This is a genomic window from Hwanghaeella sp. LZ110, from assembly GCF_048892525.1.
Lineage (GTDB): Bacteria > Pseudomonadota > Alphaproteobacteria > UBA8366 > Aestuariispiraceae > Pacificispira.
Map to the genome: position 1 here is coordinate 1 of NZ_JBLZHT010000002.1, position 19,104 is coordinate 19,104.

Below are 19,104 nucleotides of genomic sequence, written 5' to 3' on the forward strand. Positions count from 1 at the left end.
GGCAAGGCATCCGGCGCTGTCCTCAAGCGGATGACCGATTGGTTCCAGAGCCTCCACAGCGACATGCGCCGCTCCGTCACATTCGACAACGGCACCGAGTTCGCCCAGCACCATCGCCTGAACGAGACGCTCGGCATCGAAACCTTCTTCTGCGACACGCATTCGCCATGGCAAAAAGGCGGCGTCGAAAACGCCATCCTACGGCTCAGACGCCACCTCGCCCGAAAAACCGATATCACCAAAATTACGCAATCAGATATCGCCGATATCCAAAACGCCCAAAACCAAACGCCCCGAAAATGTCTTGGGTTCAAAACCCCCTTCGAGGTATTTAACGAAGGATCAATAACCGTTGCACTTCAAACGTGACTCCACCTACCCGCCTGCGCGGGTAAGACGTACAGAGATTGTCTTTGCGCCCTCCGCGTCTCCTCCTTTTGGAAGATTAACTGCAAAGAACGCAGAGAAGGCGCAAAGGGCGCGGAGCGGCCTGACACATAAAATTCCAAACCGCCCCATTCTCATCCTGAGGAGGCGCGATAGCGCCGTCTCGAAGGAGGGGCTGTAAGTCCGGTGCTTCCAGCGGGCTCCCCCTTCGAGACGCACCGCTCCTCAGGGTGAGGGTGCGTTCGTCACCCCGGACTTGATCCGGGGTCCAGGGCGGCAGGCAAAATAGGAACGGGCTGCCCTGGATACCGGCCTTCGCGGGTAAGACGAGACAGAGATTGTCTTTGCGCCCTCCGCGTCTCCTCCTTTGAAGAGTAATCGCAAAGAACGCAGAGAAGGCGCAAAGGACGCGGAGCGGCCTGGCACACACAATTCCACCGCCCCATTCTCATCCTGAGGAGGCGCGTAGCGCCGTCTCGAAGGAGGGGCTGTAAGCGCAGTGCTTCCCCCTTCGAGACGCTCCGCTTCTCAGGGTGAGGGTGCGTATTTATGAGAATTTCGTCACCCCGGACTTGATCCGGGGTCCAGAGCGGCAGGCAAAATAGGAACGGGCTGCCCTGGATACCCGCCTTCGCGGGTAAGACGTACAGAGATTGTCTTCGCGTCCTCAGCGTTCCCTCCTTTGAAGATTAATCGCAAAGAGCGCAGAGAAGGCGCAAAGGACGCAGAGGGGCCTGACACATAAAATTCCAAACCGCCCCACTCTCATCCTGAGGAGGCGCGATAGCGCCGTCTCGAAGGAGGGGCTGTAAGCGCGGTGCTTACAGAAGGCTCCCCCGCTCCTCAGGGTGAGGGTGCGTATTTGCGGGAATTTCGTCACCCCGGACTTGATCCGGGGTCCAGGGCGGCAGGTGAATTTGGTGCCTGTGGCCCTATTCTGCTGCCTCTGACACTTGAACCAGGGGGGCGACACGGGCGGCGCAGAATTTGAATTCTGGAATTTTACCAAACGGATCCAATTGCGGGTTTGTCAGCATATTGGCCGGCCCTTCGGCAAAACAGAACGGCATGAAGACCATGTCTTCTGTGACGTCGCGATCCGCCCGCGCCTTTACCTTGACCGCGCCGCGTCTGGTGTGAACGGCGACCATATCACCGGGTTTCACGCCATGCTTCGCCAGCCATCTGGGATGCAGATGGGCGACGGCTTCCGGCTCAAGAATATCCAGCACCGTGGCGCGTCTTGTCATCGCACCCGTATGCCAATGTTCCAGCAATCGTCCCGTAGTCAGCACCATCGGATAGTCCACATCCGGCAATTCTGATGGTGGCACCAGATCAGTTGGGGTCAATTTCACGCGACCATTCGCTGTGGGGAAGGATTCTGCGAAAATAATCTCGTGTCCGGGTGTCGTTTCATCGTCACAGGGATAGGTGACCGCCCCTTCATTTTCCAACCGGTCCCAGGTAATGCCGTTAAAGGACTGCATAATCCGCCCCATTTCCGCAAAGACCTCTTTCGGATGGCTGTAGTTCCAGTTCAGCCCCAATCCCTGGGCAATGGCCTGAATCAATTCCCAGTCCTGACGCGCGTCCCCCGGCGGGGTCAGGGCGGGCCGACCGATTTGAACCTGTCGATTGGTATTGGTGAAGGTACCCCATTTTTCAGCCAGGGCAGAGGCGGGGAAAATCACATCCGCATGATAACAGGTTTCGGTCAGGAAGATGTCCTGCACGACCAGATGGTCCAATTCCGCCAGGGCCTGACGGGCATGACGGGTATCAGGGTCCGACATGGCCGGATTTTCGCCCATGATATACATGCCGTTAATGCTGCCAGCCAGAATCGCGTCGACGATTTCAACCACGGTCAGGCCGCGATTGGGGTCCAGGCTCTGGCCCCAGAATTTTTCGTACATTTCCCGAATTTCGGGGTTTTCGACAGATTTATAGTCGGGGAATACCATGGGAATCAGGCCGGCATCGGACGCGCCTTGAACATTATTCTGACCGCGCAGCGGGTGCAGCCCGGTACCGGGCCGACCGATCTGGCCGGTAATGGCAGCCAGGGTGATCAGGCAGCGGGCATTGTCGGTACCATGCACATGCTGGGAAACACCCATCCCCCAGAAAATGATCGATTTTTCCGACCGCGCATAGACGCGCGCAACCTCCCGAATGGTTTCAGCATCAATGCCACAAATCGGCGCCATTTCTTCTGGCGAGAATGGCCGCACATTCTCTTTCACGGCCTGATAGTTTTCCACCCGCGCCTGAATGAACTGCTCGTCCACCAGATTTTCGTAGATGATGGTATGGATCATCGCATTCAACAGCGGCACATCGCGGCCTGGCGTGAATTGCAGATGCTTCCAGGCGTGGCGCGCCAAATCCTGACCCCGTGGGTCCAGTACAATCATTTTGGCACCGCGCTTTACCGCTTGCTTCAAAAATGTCGCCGCAACGGGGTGATTCTGGGCAGGACGTGCGCCAATCACGATCATGCAATCGGCATCTTTCGCGGCGGTAAAGGGTGCCGTCACAGCGCCGGAATTCACCCCTTCCATCAGGGCCGCGACAGAGGATGCATGACACAGACGGGTGCAGTGATCGACATTGTTGGTTTCAAACCCGGTCCGCACCAGCTTCTGGAACAGATAGGCCTCTTCATTCGATCCTTTTGCAGAGCCAAATCCGGCCAGGGCATCACCGCCCTTGTCATCGCGGATCTTGCGCAGGCCCGAAACCGCGACTTCGATTGCTTCTTCCCAGGTGGCTTCCCGGAAATGCGTCAGCGGATTCATTGGATCGATTTCAATGTCCCACCGCTTTTCCGCATCCTTTTTGCGGATCAAGGGCTTGGTCAGGCGTCCGGCATGGCTGGAATAATCCATCCCAAACCGCCCCTTGACGCACAGGCGCTGTTCATTGGCTGGCCCATTCTTGCCGCGTACTTCAACGATTTTATTGTCTTTAACATGGATTTCCGTCTGACAGCCGACGCCACAGAAGGGGCAGACAGAGTCTACAATCGAGTCCGCTGCACCGACATAGACCTGACTTTCATCGACCTTAGTGGCGGGCATCAACGCCCCGGTCGGGCAGGCCTGAACACATTCACCACAGGCGACACAGGTCGATTGGCCCATCGGATCATCAAAATCAAACACGATCTTGGCCCCGTGCCCGCGATAGGCCATGCCGATCACATCATTGATCTGAACTTCCCGACAGGCGCGAACACACAGATTGCAATGGATACAGGCATCAAGATTGACCCGCATTGCCGCATGACTGGCATCCGTTTCAGGCGTCGCGCGCTGAGGAAAACGGGATGTTTCGACATCCATTTTGTCCATCCATGTCCAGAACTTGCTGTCTGTTTCATGGGCGACTTCCCGCGCGGGCTGATCGGCCAATAACAGTTCGAACACCATATCCCGGGACGCCTTGGCGCGATCAGAGGCGGATTTAACGACCATGCCTTCACTGGGCGTGCGGATACAGGAGGCCGCCAGGGTCCGTTCGCCCTCAATCTCCACCATACAAGCACGACAATTGCCATCAGCACGATAGCCTGGTTCCGGCTGCCAGCACAGATGCGGAATTGTTGTGCCTTCACGTTTGGCGACCTGCCAAATGCTTTCGCCAGGAAACGCGGTCACATCGCGTCCATCAAGAGAAAAGGTGATGGTTTTCAAGGCTGTGTCGGGCATCGCAAATCCTTTTACCCTCTGTATCACAGAGGACAGGCTGGTTCCAGGGTCGGGAGGCACAATGCCTTATACCGCCCTGGAATTATAGCCAATTTGCGCCGTTCAGCGAGAAAAGAGCGTCAAGTTGTCAGCTTTGCAGTTCCAAAGCATAGCCGGCGGACCGCACGGTGCGGATCACATCGGTCTCCCCACCTTCATTCAGGGCCTTGCGCAGGCGACGGATATGCACATCAACAGTGCGCAATTCGACATAGACATCACGACCCCAAACCGCGTCCAGCAGTTGTTCACGGCTGAAGACCCGACCCGGATGCTCCATGAAATGACGCAGCAGGCGGTACTCCGTCGGGCCCAGCTTGATTTCGCGGCCATTGCGATGAACGCGGTGGGCTGCCAGATCCATCTGAACATCCGCAGCATTCAAGGCCTCATCCGACAAGGCCGGGCGAGAACGGCGCAGCAAGGCATGCACCCGGGCCGTCAATTCCGCGGGGGAGAACGGCTTGGTGACATAATCATCCGCACCAGAATCCAGGCCGCGCACGGTATCGGCTTCCTCGCCCCGCGCCGTCAACAGGATGATCGGCAGGGTCTTGGTGGCCGGACGGCGACGCAGCTGGCGGCATACTTCAATGCCGGACAATTGCGGCAGCATCCAGTCCAACAGCACGATATCGGGTGGATTTTCCTCAATCGCGACCAGGGCCTCTTCGCCATCGGAAACGGCATCGACCTCAAAGCCTTGATATTCCAGGTTATAGCGCAGCAGCGTCACCACTGCGGTTTCGTCTTCGACAATCAATACTTTGGGCTTCATACCGCCCATTGATTTCACCGAGACTTGATCGCGCACATCAGACATTGCCCGTTGGCCCGTCGTTATCGTCTTCATCGTCGTCATCTGAGTCATCCTCTGGCTGCATGACTTCATAGTTAGAGGCATCCGCCTTCGGGCGGCGATCGCCCAGGGACACACCTTCCACCTGGAAATGGATGATTTCAGCGATATTGGTCGCGTGATCGCCAATTCGCTCCAGATTCTTTGCGATAAACAGCAAGTGGGTGCAGGGCGTGATATGCCGAGGGTCTTCCATCATATAGGTCAGCAATTCACGAAACAGGCTGGTGTATAGGGCATCAACCTCTTCATCGGCCTCCCACACTTCAATGGCTTTGGCCGTGTCGCCTTGCAGATGGGCGTCCATAACGTCTTTCAACATGGCTTGAACCGGGCGACCGATGCGCAGCACGCCCCGCAACAAGGGCTCTGCCGGAAGCTGGTTCAGGGCCATGGCACGTTTGGCGATGTTCTTTGCGTAATCGCCGATCCGTTCAATGTCCGAAGACGTGCGCAGGGTGGATACAACATAGCGCAGATCATTGGCCATCGGCTGGCGCAGGGCCAACATCCGCACGACCAGACTTTCGATCTCGTGCTCCAGCGCATCGATTTCCTTATCCCCGTCCTTCACGGCCATCGCCAGCTTATTGTCGCGTTTTTCAATCGCGATCAGGGCGTTGGCCAACTGACTTTCCGCAAGTCCACCCATCCGGGCCAACAGCTTGGTCAGTTTTTTAAATTCATTGTCATATTCTGCATGAATATGACCTTCGGAGACATTCGACATGATACATCACTCTTTCTATCAGGTGCCGGGCGAGCCCCGCAGGAGACCCAGTATATCAGGATTCGGAAAAAATCAGCCAAACCGTCCGGTGATATAACCTTGCGTCCGCTCTTCCTTGGGATTGGTGAAAATCTGTTCTGTTTCACCATATTCCACAAGATTCCCCAAATGGAAGAACGCTGTCTTTTGTGACACGCGTGCCGCCTGCTGCATGGAATGGGTCACAATGGCGATGGTGTAGTTTTCGCGCAATTCGTGAATCAGATCCTCGATCTTTGCAGTCGCAATCGGATCCAGCGCCGAACAGGGTTCATCCATCAGAATGACTTCCGGGGCGACGGCGATTGCACGGGCAATACACAGACGCTGCTGCTGACCACCAGAAAGTCCGGTGCCCGGCTGGTTCAGGCGATCCTTTGCCTCACTCCAAAGGCCTGCCTTCTGCAACGAGGTTTCAACAATCTCGTCCAGTTCCGACTTGTTGCGAGTCAGGCCATGAATGCGCGGCCCATAAGCCACGTTCTCATAGATCGACTTGGGGAAAGGATTGGGCTTCTGGAACACCATGCCGACGCGGGCGCGAAGATGCACGACATCAACATCCCGATCATAGATATCCTTGCCATCCATGATGATCTCACCATGGACGCGACAAATATCGACGACATCGTTCATCCGGTTCAGGCAGCGCAGGAAAGTCGACTTACCGCAACCGGACGGGCCGATCAGGGCAGTTACTTCGTTTTCCATGATGTCGATATCAACATCAAACAGCGCCTGCTTTTCACCATAGAAAACGGTGACCTTGCGGCCCTTCATTTTCGCATTGCCCGTGCCTGTGCTGGGGGATGCCGAGACGGTCACCTTGCTTGAATCCTTGGCATGGTCGAAGGCTGTTGGTTCAATTGATTCTGAAGACATGGATCCTACCACTTACGTTGGAAGCGTTGACGAAGAACGACGGCGATTAGGTTCATAACGACCAGAAACCCGATCAGAACCAGAATGGCTGCCGATGTGCGGGCAACAAACCCCCGCTCAGGGCTGTCTGCCCAGATAAATATCTGTGTTGGAAGCGCTGTTGCCGAGTCCATTATTCCACCCGGCGCAGAGGTAATGAAGGCGTTCATGCCAATCAGCAGCAATGGCGCGGTTTCGCCCAAGGCCTGGGCCAGACCGATAATCGTCCCGGTCAGGATACCTGGCATGGCTAAAGGCAAAACATGATGCATGACCACTTGCTGGTGCGAGGCGCCAATCCCAAAACCGCCTTCACGGATCGAGGGAGGCACCGCCTTCAGCGCCGCCCGCGTGGTAATAATGATCGTAGGCAGTGTCATTAGCGACAAAACCATCCCACCGACCAGAGGCGCAGAGCGCGGCAGACCAAAGAACTGAAGGAATACCGCAAGACCCAACAAACCGAACACGACAGATGGTACGGCAGCAAGATTGTTGATGTTCACTTCAATCAGATCAGTCCAGCGGTTTTTCGGGGCAAACTCCTCCAGATAGACCGCTGCTGCAATCCCAACCGGGAAACTGATCAGGAAACAAACCAGCAGGGCATAGAAGGACCCTACAATCGCACCGGACAACCCAGCCAATTCGGGAAAGCGGCTGTCGGCAGAAAACAGCAGGGTCCAGTTGAATGGCTTGGAGACTTGCCCGTTATCTACCAGTTGATCCCACCACACGATTTGCTTGTTGGAGACCTTGCGCTGATCTTCTGGCACATCACGGGGGATAACACCCTTATAGAATTGGTCAAAGGCATCTGACACCGGGACCGTGATTGAAACAGTCTGACCGATCAAGCTGGGATCTTCGACAACCCTGTCTCGCAACGTGAATTGCGCCCCGTTTGAAGGAATATCCCCCAATTGACGCTGATCCCGGGGATTCGTTACTTCTGGAAACAGGCTGTAAAGACCCGAGCGAACGATACCCCGGAAATTACTGCCGAAGATGTCATCTTCCTTAACAAGATTAGGATCAATTTTCACATCAAATGTCAGATGCGTCTGAGTAAAAGCCGAAGCCCCCGTGTAAAGCAGTGAACTGAATAAGATTCCCAGCAAAAGAACAGCGGTTCCAATGGCTGACAGGCCATAAATTTGAAGCCGGATATTCTTCGACTTGCGCCGCTGGATATTCTTCTTTGCCTGATCCTCAGGCAATGGTTGGACGGTCGTCACGGACATAATGTCGCTCCTGATCAATCGTATTTTTCACGGTATTTTTGAACGATCCGCAGCGCCACCACATTCAGGCACAGGGTCGCGACGAACAGCACAAGGCCCAGCGCAAAGGCTGCTAGTGTCTTCGGGCTGTCAAATTCGGTATCGCCGATCAACAGAGTGACAATCTGCACCGTTACGGTCGTCACTGCCTCGAAAGGATTGACGGTCAGCGACGCAATCAGGCCTGCCGCCATCACAACGATCATCGTTTCACCAATGGCGCGACTGACCGCCAGCAAAATACCCCCGACAATCCCAGGCAACGCGGCCGGGATCAATACGGCGGTAATTGTTTCCGCCTTTGTGGCGCCCAGTCCATAGGAGCCCTCGCGCATGCTTTGAGGCACCGCACGCAAGGCATCATCAGACAAGGAGGATACGAACGGGATAATCATGACACCCATGACCGCACCGGCAGCCAAGGCGCTGTTGGGTGCGATATCCATGCCCAACATGGCCCCGAACTGACGCATTGCCGGGGCGACCGTCAGCACCGCAAAGAAGCCATAAACAACCGTCGGAATACCCGCCAGAATTTCCAGGATCGGCTTAACCACATCCCGAAATTTCGGAGAGGCATATTCCGCCATATAGATCGCACTTAAAAGACCGACCGGTACAGCCACGACCATTGCCAGGGCAGAAATCAGGATCGTTCCGACAAAAACGGGCACTGCACCAAATGCACCGGCACCGGCAACCTGGTCTTCTCGCATGGCGATCTGCGGTTCCCAGCTTAACCCGAAGAAAAAGTCATACCATGGAACCAGCTGAAAGAAGCGAAAGCTTTCAAACAACAGGGAGAAAACGATGCCGAGCGTCACCAGAATGGCAAAGACCGAACAGGCGATCATTGTCACGGACATAAAGCTTTCGACCCGTGTGCGCGCCCGGAAATCTGCCGACAACTGAGACCGCGTATAGCCCAGGCCCAGGGCGGCCAGCGCACAGCCGACCACTACCATTGACCAATTCGCCATTGACTGCCAGGCAATCAAACGATCTGCGGCGGCCAGTGTTTCGGGCGCAGGCGTGCCAAAAACGCGCCCGGATGCGATAGAGCGAACTTCGCTTATCAGCAATTGGCGCGCCCCTTCCGTCAAATCATTCAGCATTGCCGCCGGGAAACTGGACATAACCAGACTATCCAGCACAGTGTCCTGAACCGCGACCCAGACCAGGATCAGCAGAAAGGCCGGGACGCCGGTCCAAAGAGCGACGTAAACACCATAATAGGATGGAAGTGAGTTCAGCCTGACCCCTTCGACAGAAGCCTTTCGCGTCGCGAAGCTTCTGGCAAGGACATAGCCAAGAATTGCTAATACCAGGATAGCAAGTGCAGACGTCCCAAACATGGAGAAATCCTCTTAAAGCCCGGCCAGGTTGGCCGGAAAGGTCACAAAGAAATTAGGTTTAATCCAGCAAAGATCCGCCGTGCCACAAAGTATGCGACACGGCGGAGTCCTTCAGACGGTCTTAGGAACCGTAACGGGTCATCATCCCGCCTTCTTTAACAGTCTTGACGAGCTTCGCGCGCTCATCATCAGACAGGGCAACCAGGCCACGCTCGTGCAGGTAACCACCTGGGCCCATAGCGGAGTCACTGACATACTCTGCAAGGAATTCATTCAGGCCGGGGATTACACCACGGTGATCGTTCTTGACATAGAAGAACAACGGACGTGACAGCGGGTAGCTGCCATCACCGATGGTGTCAAAACCAGGGCTTACATTGTTAATCTGAACGCCTTTCAGCTTATCCAGGTTTTCATACAGGAACGAGTAACCGAAAATGCCCAATGCGTTCGGATCGGCTTCCAGACGCTGAACGATCAGGTTGTCGTTTTCACCAGCTTCGATGAACGGGCCATCCTGACGCATGCGGGCGCATTTCTGCTTGGCATCATCCTTGGACAGGGCGTCATGTTCCGGCAGAGCTTCACAGCCAACTTCCATTGCCAGTTCAACGAAGGCGTCGCGGGTGCCAGAGGTCGGTGGCGGGCCCAGAACCTGGATTTCAACAGCCGGGAAGTCCGGGTTGATTTCGTTCCACATTTTGTAAGGATTGGCGACCCATTTGCCGTCAACTGGTACTTCTGCGGCCAACGCCAGGAAGATTTCTTTCTGGCTGAAGGACAGGTCGGCACCGCTGCGAGACGTCGCAATGGACAGACCGTCATAACCGATCAGAGCTTCAGTGATGTTGGTGACGCCATTCTCGACGCACAGCTTGTATTCAGACTCTTTCATCGCACGGGATGCACCGGTGATATCCGGATGGTCAACGCCAACGCCGCCACAGAAAATCTTCATGCCGCCGCCGGTTCCGGTCGATTCTACGACAGGAGCGGTGTTACCGGTCTTTGAAGAATATTCTTCAGAAACAGCCTGGGTGTATGGGAAAACCGTGGACGACCCGACGATGCGGATCTGGTCGCGTGCCTGGGCGGCACCGGCGAAGGCCATGGACCCTACGGCTACAGCCGCAAGCGTCAGTGAAAGTCTGCTCATTATTTCGCTCCATTTTGGAAAGTCGAAGTTTTAGTGGATAAGTCCGTCTTCAGATGCATGTCTTTTGTGGATGGCCGGCCCGGAAGGAATTCCCCCAACGGGGATCAGACCCCAACCCAAAAATTTCCACCTTCAATCAGGCGCTCCATGATCGCACAGTACGAACATAGCGCGCCCTAGAAGACGTTGAGGAGACTTCTAGGGGTTTCTGCTTTCCGTTTTGTGATGGTGACGAGACAGTTTTGTGACTCAAACGAAAATTTGTATAGATGATTATGTGTCAAATCGTATCAGGAGTCCCGGCCTTACTATCTGAGATAAAGGCATTCTTGGGGCGCGTCGTAGCGCCTTGCGTTGTTGCAGCAACCGGCAAGATCACGCCAAACGTGCTGCCCTTTCCAACTTTACTTGTCACAGTCAATCGGCCCCGATGACGGTTCAAAATATGTTTTACGATAGCAAGGCCCAGGCCGGTGCCGCCAAGCTCTCGTGATCGCGCGGCATCCACGCGGTAAAACCGTTCGGTCAGGCGCGGCAGGTGTTCTGGCGGGATCCCGGCGCCCTGGTCCGTGATTTCCACAACCAGGCGCCGCCGTTCATTCAGCTTTGCCGTAATCGTGACCGCATCGCCCTTCGCGCCATATTTAAGGGCGTTATCCAGCAGGTTCTGGAAAACCTGAAACAACTGATCGGAATCGCCACGCACCGGGGGCAGGTCATCCGGCCAGTCGGTGATGATCTTTACAGAAACCTTTTCCGCCTTTTGTGACAATAGCTCGATCAGCCGCCTCAACAGATCGGGAATATTGACCTGCTCCTGCGGGCGGCTGTGTTCTTCCAGTTCAATTCGCGACAGGCTCAGAAGATCTGAAATCAACCGGAACATCCGCTCTGACTGTTCCTGCATGATGGCCAGAAAGTGATCCCGTGCCACGGCATCGTCGCGGGCGGGGCCACGCAATGTTTCGATAAACCCGGTCAGGCTGGTCAGCGGCGTTCTGAGTTCATGACTGACATTGGCGACGAAATCGACGCGCATCCGCTCTGACCGGCGCAGGGCGGTGATATCCTGCATATCGATCAGAACGACCGGGGCATCCCGACCGGGCGGTGTGCCGGGTGGAGGGTCCACAGGTTCCACCCGTACGATAAATTCCGTCTCCACCGGAACCGGCAATACCAATTCGACAGTCTGAGAGCCCTGTCCATCGATCACCCGATCAATCGCCGACAACAGGGTCGGATCCCGCAGGCCATCCGCAATATCGCGCCCAATCAGATCGCTGTCCACCAAGACACGCGCAACCGTATTGGCCCGCACCACCCTGCGTTCCCGATCCAGAAAGAAAATCGGGTGCGGCAGCGATGCGATGATGCGATCGGCCACGGCGGCCTTGTAACTGAGGGCGTCCAACTGAGTCTGGGCCTCTGCCGTCAGCCGGTTCAGCCGCCGCATCACCACTTCTTCCGCAGAAAGCCGACGCCGAACGGCAATGGATGCACCAAACAAAACGGCCAGAACCAACAGCAGCACGATCCCGGTCGACAGGGATTCCTGATAATGAAGGATCGCCAGAATCAACAGCGCCGGCGCCGACGCCAGGAATATTGATCTGAGCCAGGATCCCGACATCACCGTCACACAATCGCATCATGGGCGGCCAGAGCGGCCAGGGAGACGATATCACTGACACTGGCCCCCATCTGGGCGATTTGTACCGGATGCTGTAACCCGATCAACAGCGGTCCGATCATGGTGCCGCCACCCAGGCTTTGCAGCATGCGGGTTGCCACATGGGCGGAATTGATCCCTGGCATGACCAGAACATTGGCCGCGCCGGTCAAACGGCTGAACGGATACAGCCGCTTCATAAGGTCATAATCCAGGGCGACATTGGGGGACAATTCCCCTTCAAACTCAAAATCCGGACTCTGCTGGTTTAGAATGGCCACTGCATCCCGGACGCGCTGACCGCCAGGGCGTTCCGGATTGCCGAAGTTAGAGGCATACAGCATGCCTACCCGGGGCTCGTGCCCCAATCGGCGGGCATAGGCCGCAGCCTCTTTCGCGATCTCGGCCAAGATCTTTCCATCGGGTAATTCATTAACCGCTGTATCTGCAATAAAAATCGTCCGACCGCGAGAGATCATGATCGTCAATCCCATCGCAATCGCACCCGGTGCCGTATCAATGACCTGGCGGATACCATCATAGGCGACATTATAAGCACGCGTTGCGCCGGTCACCACGGCATCCACTGCCCCATTTGCCAACATACAGGCTGCAAACACATTGCGATCCTGATTCACCAAACGCTGACAGTCGCGATACAACATCCCTTTGCGCTGAACCTTTTGATACAAGTGGTCGGTATAGAGTTCATTGTCTAAGCTGATCCGGGCATTGTGGATTTCAAATTCAATAGAGGAATCCAGCCCGACTTCCCGCGCCGTTTCCCGAATACGATCTTCGCGCCCAATCAGGACGGGAATACCATAGCCCGCACTCCGGAACAGGGCGGCGGCACGAATGACCCGAGGATCTTCCCCTTCGGCGAAACAGACCCGGCGCTGATTTTGTTTCACCCGTTCGAAAATGAAATGCAGCATATTCGCCGTTGGATCCAGCCGCGCCTTCAGGTCCCGCCGATAGGTTTCCATATCCATGATCGGATGTCGGGCGACACCAGAGGCCATCGCCGCTTCGGCCACAGCCATTGGCACCGCAACGATCAATCTGGGGTCAAAGGGAACGGGAATGATATATTCCGACCCATATTGCAGCGCCTGCCCACCATAAGCATTGGCAACCTCGTCGGGCACATCTTCCCGGGCCAATTCAGCAATCGCCTGGGCAGCAGCGATTTTCATATCGTCATTGATGGTTGACGCCCGCACATCCAGGGCCCCGCGAAAGATATAGGGAAAGCCCAGAACATTGTTCACCTGATTGGGATAGTCGGATCGACCGGTCGCCATGATTGCATCGGACCGCACGGATTTCACCTCGTCCGGAGTGATTTCAGGATCCGGGTTGGCCATAGCAAAAATAATCGGCTTTTCGGCCATTCGGGCGACCATCTGGGGTGTAACCGCGCCTTTCACCGACAGGCCGAAGAATACATCCGCCCCATCCAGGGCGTCTTCCAGCGTGCGGGCGTCGGTAATCGCAGCATGAGCAGATTTCCACTGATTCATACCAGCCTCGCGGCCCTGATAAATCACGCCTTTGGAATCACACAGGATGACATTGTTCGGGGCAACCCCCATCGCCTTAACCAGTTCCGTGCAGGCAATCGCCGCCGCACCGGCACCGTTCACGACCAGACGGATATCCGCAATCGACCGACCGGTCAGATGCAGGGCGTTGATCAGCCCCGCCGCCGCGATGATTGCCGTGCCATGCTGGTCATCATGAAAGACGGGAATATCCATCAATTCGCGCAGGCGCTGTTCGATGATGAAACATTCCGGCGCCTTGATGTCTTCAAGATTAATGCCGCCAAATGTTGCCCCTAAGAACCGGACGCAGTTGACGAATTCATCCACATCCTCGGTAGAGACTTCCAGATCAATAGAATCCACATCGGCAAAGCGCTTGAACAGGACGGCCTTGCCTTCCATCACCGGCTTGGAGGCCAGCGCGCCGATATTGCCAAGGCCCAACACGGCGGTGCCATTGGATATCACGGCAACCAGATTTCCCTTCGCTGTGTAATCATAAGCCAGGTTTGGATCCGCTTCGATGCGCAAACAGGGCACAGCCACGCCCGGCGAATAGGCCAGTGACAAATCACGCTGTGTTGTCAGTGGTTTGGTTGGTGTTAGCTCTATTTTACCGGGGCGCCCCTGAGCATGAAATTGCAGCGCTTCCTCTTCTGTTATTTTACTGTCAGCCATTATGTCCTCATAGCCTTCCTCTATACCGCCATCTCGGCACTCCTGATTCTGTCGATCCTAGAGTTAGCATATGGTTCAGGATATGACAGTTTTTCCGTTCTCTGCTTTTCTTGACATAATTATGTGCATAATCTATCGCCCATGCGGTTCTATTCGGTTAATTTATTGTGACCTGGATACAAAATTCAGTGTTTCTGTAAATAACTGATAACGAAAAGGGGTGAGACGACCAATGGCACAGCAGCCGAATACGGCCAGCCAGGAATATCTGCTTCTCGATTATGCTCAGCGACTGGAACGTCATCGCGACGGTCGCCGGGGCGTGCATGTCCATTTGTCGCGGCTGAAGCCCCAGAACCGGCGCGAGCATCATATTCGCATCGCAATGAACACTCTGGATGACTTTGTCCAGACCTTTGAGGGTCAGTCCTTCCTGTTGGGCAATGGTGACCTGATTTTCGTTGTGAAGGGCGCAAACCTGCAACAGATGGATGATGCCGTCATGCGCATGCGCTATCTGTTCAGCGAAGACCCATTGACCCAGGCTGATTCCGATGGGGAAGGCCATGGCCGCTTTGCCACGCTGTATAATATTGAAGGGCAATATGCCAAATTCATGGAATTGTGCGAACGTGTCTTCGAAGAAGAACGCGCCCGCCAGAAACGCCTGCAGCAGATGGCGGAACAGACAGGCGAAACCTTTGAAGATGCACGTCGCCCGCTAAAGCCGGAGCAGTTGGGTCGCCTGGAAGAATTTCTGGAACGCGCAGACCTGTCCAGCGTGTTTCGGCGCCAAGCGGTCAGTGTCGTCCACAAAGAATCCCCACCAAAACCCATTTTCAATGAATTGTTCATTTCCATTTTCGATCTGGCAAAAACTGTTCTGCCCGACGTGAACCTGTCTTCAAACCGGTGGCTTTTCCAGCATCTGACCCAGACATTGGATCGTCGGGTTCTGAAGATGCTGGCGCGGGCCGATGACAGTTCGCTGCATTCGTCCTTTTCCATCAACGTCAATGTCGGCACGCTTCTGGCCCCGGAATTCCTGGAATTTGATTCCAGCCTGCGCATGGGCAGCCGAGGGACATTGGTGGTTGAATTGCAATTGCTGGATATTTTGTCGGACTATTCCGCCTTTGTCTTTGCCCGGGATTTCGTGCGTGAAAAGGGATACCGTATCTGCCTGGATGGCATCACCCCCGACCTGATCCGCTTTATTGATCGCCAATATATGGAAGTGGATCTGGTGAAACTGTCGTCAGACAGCGTATTCGACTCCGGTGGCAATCCAGACATACGCGCGGCCATCGCACAACAGGTGGAGCGTGTCGGCAAAGGCCGGGTCATCCTGTCACGCTGTGACAACGAGGCGATGATCCGAACCGGGCAGTCCATGGGCATAACCATGTTCCAGGGGCGCTATCTGGATGCGGTGCTGCAACAAATCGCACGCACCAGAAATCCGCCATCACCGCGCGCCGTCCGTCGATAGGGACCGCGTTACATGGAGACGATACTGCCCACGATTGGGGCCACCATTTCGGATGGGGCCGACACTTTCTTTGGTGCCCTGCCCGCAAGTCCACCGCTGGCCCTGATCCTGGCGCTGGCCCTGTTGATAGACGCCATTGTCGGAGATCCCCGCTGGCTGTATCGCCGTATCCCTCATCCCGTCGTCTTGATCGGCAAACCGATTGCTTTCCTGGATCGTCGCCTGAACCGCCCCGACCGGGGGGAAAAGGACCGGCTGGCCCGCGGGGCGGTGACGGTTCTATTGGTTGTTGGGGGCTGCACCGCCATCGGCTTTGGCTTGGATCGATTGCTGGGCAGTGTCCATTGGGGCTGGATAGTCGAGGCCCTGGTGGTTTCCATCCTGTTGGCCGCGCGCAGCCTGCACGACCATGTGCGACGGGTTGGCACCGGCCTGCGCGTTGATGGGCTGGAAGGCGGCCGCCGCGCCATCGCCCATATTGTCAGCCGCGACCCCAAAAGCCTGGACCGACATGGCGTCGCCCGGTCTGCGATTGAATCCCTGTCGGAGAATTTCAGCGATGGGGTTGTCGCGCCGATCTTCTTTTATCTGATATTCGGCCTGCCCGGCCTGTTTGCCTATAAGGCGATCAATACCCTAGACAGCATGATCGCCTATAAGACCACGAAATACCGATCCTTTGGCTTTACCGCCGCCAAACTGGACGATCTGGCCAATTGGCTGCCCGCCCGGATCAGTGGCGCGCTGGTCTGTCTGGCCGCTTGTTTCACGCCGACCAGCTATCCCATCAGCGCGGTAAAAACCATGCTGCGCGATGCCAAAAAGCACAAATCCCCCAATGGCGGCTGGCCCGAAGGCGCTTTCGCCGGGGCGCTGAATATCGCATTGGGGGGCCCGCGCACCTATCCGGGCGGTGAAGTCGTCGGGGTCTGGATCGGGGATGGCCGCGCCCGGCTGGAACCCCGCGATATCGATAGGTCTCGGGCGCTTTATATTGTCGCCAACCTGCTGCTGTGGTTTGCGATCCTGTGCGGCGGTATTATCGCCCTGCTTTAGGAGGGTGTGTGGCGATCCAGTGCCGGGCGATGTCTTCCCGCCGTGCGATCCAGACATCGTCTTTCGCCATCATATGATCCAGCAATCGCATTAATCCACCAATCCGCCCCGGACGCCCGATCAACCGGGCATGCAGTCCGATGGTCAGCATCCGCCCCCCTTCCGCATACAGCACATCGAAAGCATCACGGTTATACTGAAAGAAATCATCCCCGGTCACAAAGCCGCTGGTGCGGAAAAACCGGCTGTCATTGGTATCAATGCTGTAGGGCAGGATCAGATGCGGCCGCCCATAGTCATAGCACCAATAGGGCAAATCATCTGAATAGGAATCGGAATCATACAAAAACCCACCTGCTTCGACTACCAGACGGCGGGTGTTCAGACTGGGCCGCCCGGTATACCACCCCACCGGGGGGCGCCCTGTCAGCCGTTCAATTTCCGCAACAGTCTGTCGGATATGGCTGCGTTCCTGATCTTCCGGCATATCGGCATAATCGATCCAGCGCCAGCCATGGGCATGAATATCAGCCCCACTGTCAGCAATCGCCTGGGCCGCATCCGGGTTTAGTGTCAGGGCTTGGCCCACCGCATTGATGGTGAAATTCAGCCCGCGATCCTCAAGACATCTCATCACCCGCCAGAATCCAGCCCTGGACCCATATTCATACATGCTTTCCGAATTCAGATCGCGATCCCCGATGCGGGCATCCCCGCCGACTTCATGCAGAATGCTCTCAGATTGGCCATCGCCATGGTCGATATGCCGCTCCGCCCCTTCCTCATAATTCAGGCAGAAATTAACGGCGATGCGGGCATCCTTAGGCCATTTTGCCTCAGGGGGGGTGCGGCCATAGCCGACCAGATCGCGCTTGGCTTGGGTCATTCTGGCCCCCCTGACGGTGGGGGAACCCGGTTTGCCAACAGGGCGGGCAATCCGCCCATCCCGTCCCGGATATCCTGTTCAATCGCCAGGGCAAGACCATTCTCGTCCCGGTCCTTAATCGCGGTGATCGCCTCTTCATGACGGTCGTCCAGATAGGTCGTGCCCAGGCTTTCCCGCGTCAGATACAGAAATGGGCCGATCTGAAGCCACAGGCTTTCGATCAGGGGCATCAAAACCTGCGCCGGCGCACAGGCATAAAGGGCAAAATGAAAAGCGCGATTGCGTTCCTGGTATCCGGCCCAATCCCCGGCGGCAATCGCCTCATCCTGCTGGGTATTGATCGCCGCCAGACGGTCTGCCAGCGCATGATCCGTGGCGGGAAAGGCCCGCCGGGCCGCCAGAACTTCCAGCGCGACACGCGCCTCTGTCAATTCCCGAAAAGTTTCCGGCGTCATACGAGGCACGGCAACCCGTCGATTGGGCAGCAAGGTCAGTGCCCGTTCCGCCACCAGTCGGCGCAAAGCCTCTCTTGCGGGCATCATGCTGGTCCCCAGCTTTTCCGCCAGCCCCCGGATCGTCATCGCATCGCCTGGATGAAACTGACCCAGCATAATGGCTTCACGCAATTCGCGATAGACCCGCTCTTGCAAGGTTGCCGTTGGGATCGTGTCCGGGGGAAATGGGTCGTCTGATGCCATGCGCGCGCCTGTCAGGCTGTAATCCATGAATGTGATCACAGTGTGCGAGCGACGCCCCCGCATCGCAACAGAATTTACAGGATTTTTCGCCTTAAGGGGCCACAGCCACGATCTTTAGATATCCTTGATCGTGCTGTCGTCCTGTTTCTGCGTATCCTTTCCCTGCGGCTCGTCATCGGGCTGAACCCGCCGGATGATGATATCGCCATTGGGAAGAACTTCCGGTGCTTCGTAGAGTGGGATGTTCGAGATGAACATTTCCATCGCCCGCATGACCTGTTGCAATCCCTCAGCGGCCAGGGATTCCGGACTTTTATTTTCCTCTGCCCAGGCGACGCCCGACACAGCCGTTCCCCCAACCAGGGCGGCCACAGCAGAAGCGAGAATGAGACGGCGCATAAGCGTTTCCTTTCAACAAGTCACACAGTTTGATCAAAGCCCGAGTTCATAAGGGATATGTGGGGCTGAATTATGGCGGTGTCAAAAGCCAGTCGACTGATTTTGCACACACCCCGTCATATCGGGCCCTCATAAATGCCCGCCACACTTGCCCAGCGCGTGTCTTTGGGGCACTGTCCGCACGATGA

Annotated in this window: 14 protein-coding genes and 1 pseudogene; 3 read left to right on the top strand and 12 right to left on the bottom strand. The window is 56.1% G+C overall.

All coding sequences use genetic code 11. The features are described 5' to 3' along the window. Positions 1 to 369 (top strand): IS30 family transposase (locus ACOSDM_RS03650; RefSeq protein WP_420723131.1); only part of this gene is annotated, 369 nt, incomplete at its 5' end. 950 nt (positions 370 to 1,319) lie between these two features. Here the strand turns inward: ACOSDM_RS03650 and fdhF are convergent. From fdhF to ACOSDM_RS03695, 9 genes and pseudogenes are all read right to left on the bottom strand, one after another. Next, positions 1,320 to 4,103, bottom strand: coding sequence for a formate dehydrogenase subunit alpha (gene fdhF / locus ACOSDM_RS03655; RefSeq protein WP_420723132.1), 2,784 nt, complete (start codon positions 4,101 to 4,103; stop codon positions 1,320 to 1,322). A 127-nt stretch (positions 4,104 to 4,230) separates the two neighbouring features. Then, complete coding sequence (gene phoB, locus ACOSDM_RS03660; protein WP_420723633.1) at positions 4,231 to 4,920, bottom strand: phosphate regulon transcriptional regulator PhoB; 690 nt, start codon at positions 4,918 to 4,920, stop codon at positions 4,231 to 4,233. A gap of 37 nt (positions 4,921 to 4,957) precedes the next feature. Beyond that, complete coding sequence (gene phoU / locus ACOSDM_RS03665) at positions 4,958 to 5,731, bottom strand: phosphate signaling complex protein PhoU (protein ID WP_420723133.1); 774 nt, start codon at positions 5,729 to 5,731, stop codon at positions 4,958 to 4,960. Between the two features lie 72 nt (positions 5,732 to 5,803). Beyond that, entirely contained in the window at positions 5,804 to 6,550 is a 747-nt protein-coding gene (pstB, locus tag ACOSDM_RS03670; protein WP_420723634.1) for a phosphate ABC transporter ATP-binding protein PstB, read from the bottom strand. Positions 6,551 to 6,657: 107 nt separating this feature from the next. After that, positions 6,658 to 7,935, bottom strand: a complete 1,278-nt coding sequence (pstA, locus tag ACOSDM_RS03675; protein WP_420723134.1) for a phosphate ABC transporter permease PstA — start codon at positions 7,933 to 7,935, stop codon at positions 6,658 to 6,660. A 14-nt stretch (positions 7,936 to 7,949) separates the two neighbouring features. Continuing rightward, positions 7,950 to 9,329, bottom strand: a complete 1,380-nt coding sequence (pstC, locus tag ACOSDM_RS03680; RefSeq protein WP_420723135.1) for a phosphate ABC transporter permease subunit PstC — start codon at positions 9,327 to 9,329, stop codon at positions 7,950 to 7,952. Between the two features lie 121 nt (positions 9,330 to 9,450). Further along, on the bottom strand, positions 9,451 to 10,485 hold the full coding sequence (locus ACOSDM_RS03685) for a substrate-binding domain-containing protein (RefSeq protein ID WP_420723136.1): 1,035 nt from the start codon (positions 10,483 to 10,485) through the stop codon (positions 9,451 to 9,453). 280 nt (positions 10,486 to 10,765) lie between these two features. Further along, positions 10,766 to 11,548 (bottom strand): annotated as a pseudogene (locus ACOSDM_RS03690) (sensor histidine kinase); the annotation flags it as partial. A gap of 575 nt (positions 11,549 to 12,123) precedes the next feature. After that, entirely contained in the window at positions 12,124 to 14,385 is a 2,262-nt protein-coding gene (locus ACOSDM_RS03695) for an NADP-dependent malic enzyme (protein ID WP_420723137.1), read from the bottom strand. A gap of 232 nt (positions 14,386 to 14,617) precedes the next feature. Here ACOSDM_RS03695 and ACOSDM_RS03700 point away from each other — a divergent pair, with 232 nt between their 5' ends. Both ACOSDM_RS03700 and cbiB read left to right on the top strand, forming a co-directional pair. Continuing rightward, positions 14,618 to 15,877: an EAL domain-containing protein gene (locus tag ACOSDM_RS03700; RefSeq protein WP_420723138.1), complete on the top strand. Its 1,260-nt coding sequence runs from the start codon at positions 14,618 to 14,620 to the stop codon at positions 15,875 to 15,877. A 12-nt stretch (positions 15,878 to 15,889) separates the two neighbouring features. After that, positions 15,890 to 16,933, top strand: coding sequence for an adenosylcobinamide-phosphate synthase CbiB (gene cbiB / locus ACOSDM_RS03705; RefSeq protein ID WP_420723139.1), 1,044 nt, complete (start codon positions 15,890 to 15,892; stop codon positions 16,931 to 16,933). Here cbiB and ACOSDM_RS03710 read toward each other — a convergent pair. The 3 genes from ACOSDM_RS03710 to ACOSDM_RS03720 all read right to left on the bottom strand — a co-directional run bounded on the left by ACOSDM_RS03710 (position 16,917) and on the right by ACOSDM_RS03720 (position 18,916). Next, a complete protein-coding gene (locus ACOSDM_RS03710) occupies positions 16,917 to 17,819 on the bottom strand; it encodes a polysaccharide deacetylase family protein (RefSeq protein WP_420723140.1) in 903 nt (300 codons plus the stop codon). The two genes, cbiB and ACOSDM_RS03710, sit on opposite strands and share 17 nt — an antisense overlap. Beyond that, positions 17,816 to 18,517, bottom strand: coding sequence for a GntR family transcriptional regulator (locus ACOSDM_RS03715; protein WP_420723141.1), 702 nt, complete (start codon positions 18,515 to 18,517; stop codon positions 17,816 to 17,818). Before ACOSDM_RS03715 ends, ACOSDM_RS03710 begins: the two co-directional genes overlap by 4 nt. Positions 18,518 to 18,631: 114 nt before the next feature. After that, the gene (locus ACOSDM_RS03720) at positions 18,632 to 18,916 is read right to left on the bottom strand and encodes a hypothetical protein (protein ID WP_420723142.1); all 285 of its coding nucleotides are present in this window, start codon (positions 18,914 to 18,916) and stop codon (positions 18,632 to 18,634) included. Positions 18,917 to 19,104 lie beyond the last annotated feature (188 nt).

Excerpts from the sequence above, each read along its gene's own strand:
- fdhF (WP_420723132.1), bottom strand. The coding sequence starts at position 4,103 with ATGCCCGACACAGCCTTGAAAACCATCACCTTTTCTCTTGATGGACGC.
- phoB (WP_420723633.1), bottom strand. The coding sequence starts at position 4,920 with ATGAAGCCCAAAGTATTGATTGTCGAAGACGAAACCGCAGTGGTGACG.
- phoU (WP_420723133.1), bottom strand. The coding sequence starts at position 5,731 with ATGTCGAATGTCTCCGAAGGTCATATTCATGCAGAATATGACAATGAA.
- pstB (WP_420723634.1), bottom strand. The coding sequence starts at position 6,550 with ATGAAGGGCCGCAAGGTCACCGTTTTCTATGGTGAAAAGCAGGCGCTG.
- pstA (WP_420723134.1), bottom strand. The coding sequence starts at position 7,935 with ATGTCCGTGACGACCGTCCAACCATTGCCTGAGGATCAGGCAAAGAAG.
- pstC (WP_420723135.1), bottom strand. The coding sequence starts at position 9,329 with ATGTTTGGGACGTCTGCACTTGCTATCCTGGTATTAGCAATTCTTGGC.
- ACOSDM_RS03685 (WP_420723136.1), bottom strand. The coding sequence starts at position 10,485 with ATGAGCAGACTTTCACTGACGCTTGCGGCTGTAGCCGTAGGGTCCATG.
- ACOSDM_RS03695 (WP_420723137.1), bottom strand. The coding sequence starts at position 14,385 with ATGGCTGACAGTAAAATAACAGAAGAGGAAGCGCTGCAATTTCATGCT.
- ACOSDM_RS03700 (WP_420723138.1), top strand. The coding sequence starts at position 14,618 with ATGGCACAGCAGCCGAATACGGCCAGCCAGGAATATCTGCTTCTCGAT.
- cbiB (WP_420723139.1), top strand. The coding sequence starts at position 15,890 with ATGGAGACGATACTGCCCACGATTGGGGCCACCATTTCGGATGGGGCC.
- ACOSDM_RS03710 (WP_420723140.1), bottom strand. The coding sequence starts at position 17,819 with ATGACCCAAGCCAAGCGCGATCTGGTCGGCTATGGCCGCACCCCCCCT.
- ACOSDM_RS03715 (WP_420723141.1), bottom strand. The coding sequence starts at position 18,517 with ATGGCATCAGACGACCCATTTCCCCCGGACACGATCCCAACGGCAACC.
- ACOSDM_RS03720 (WP_420723142.1), bottom strand. The coding sequence starts at position 18,916 with ATGCGCCGTCTCATTCTCGCTTCTGCTGTGGCCGCCCTGGTTGGGGGA.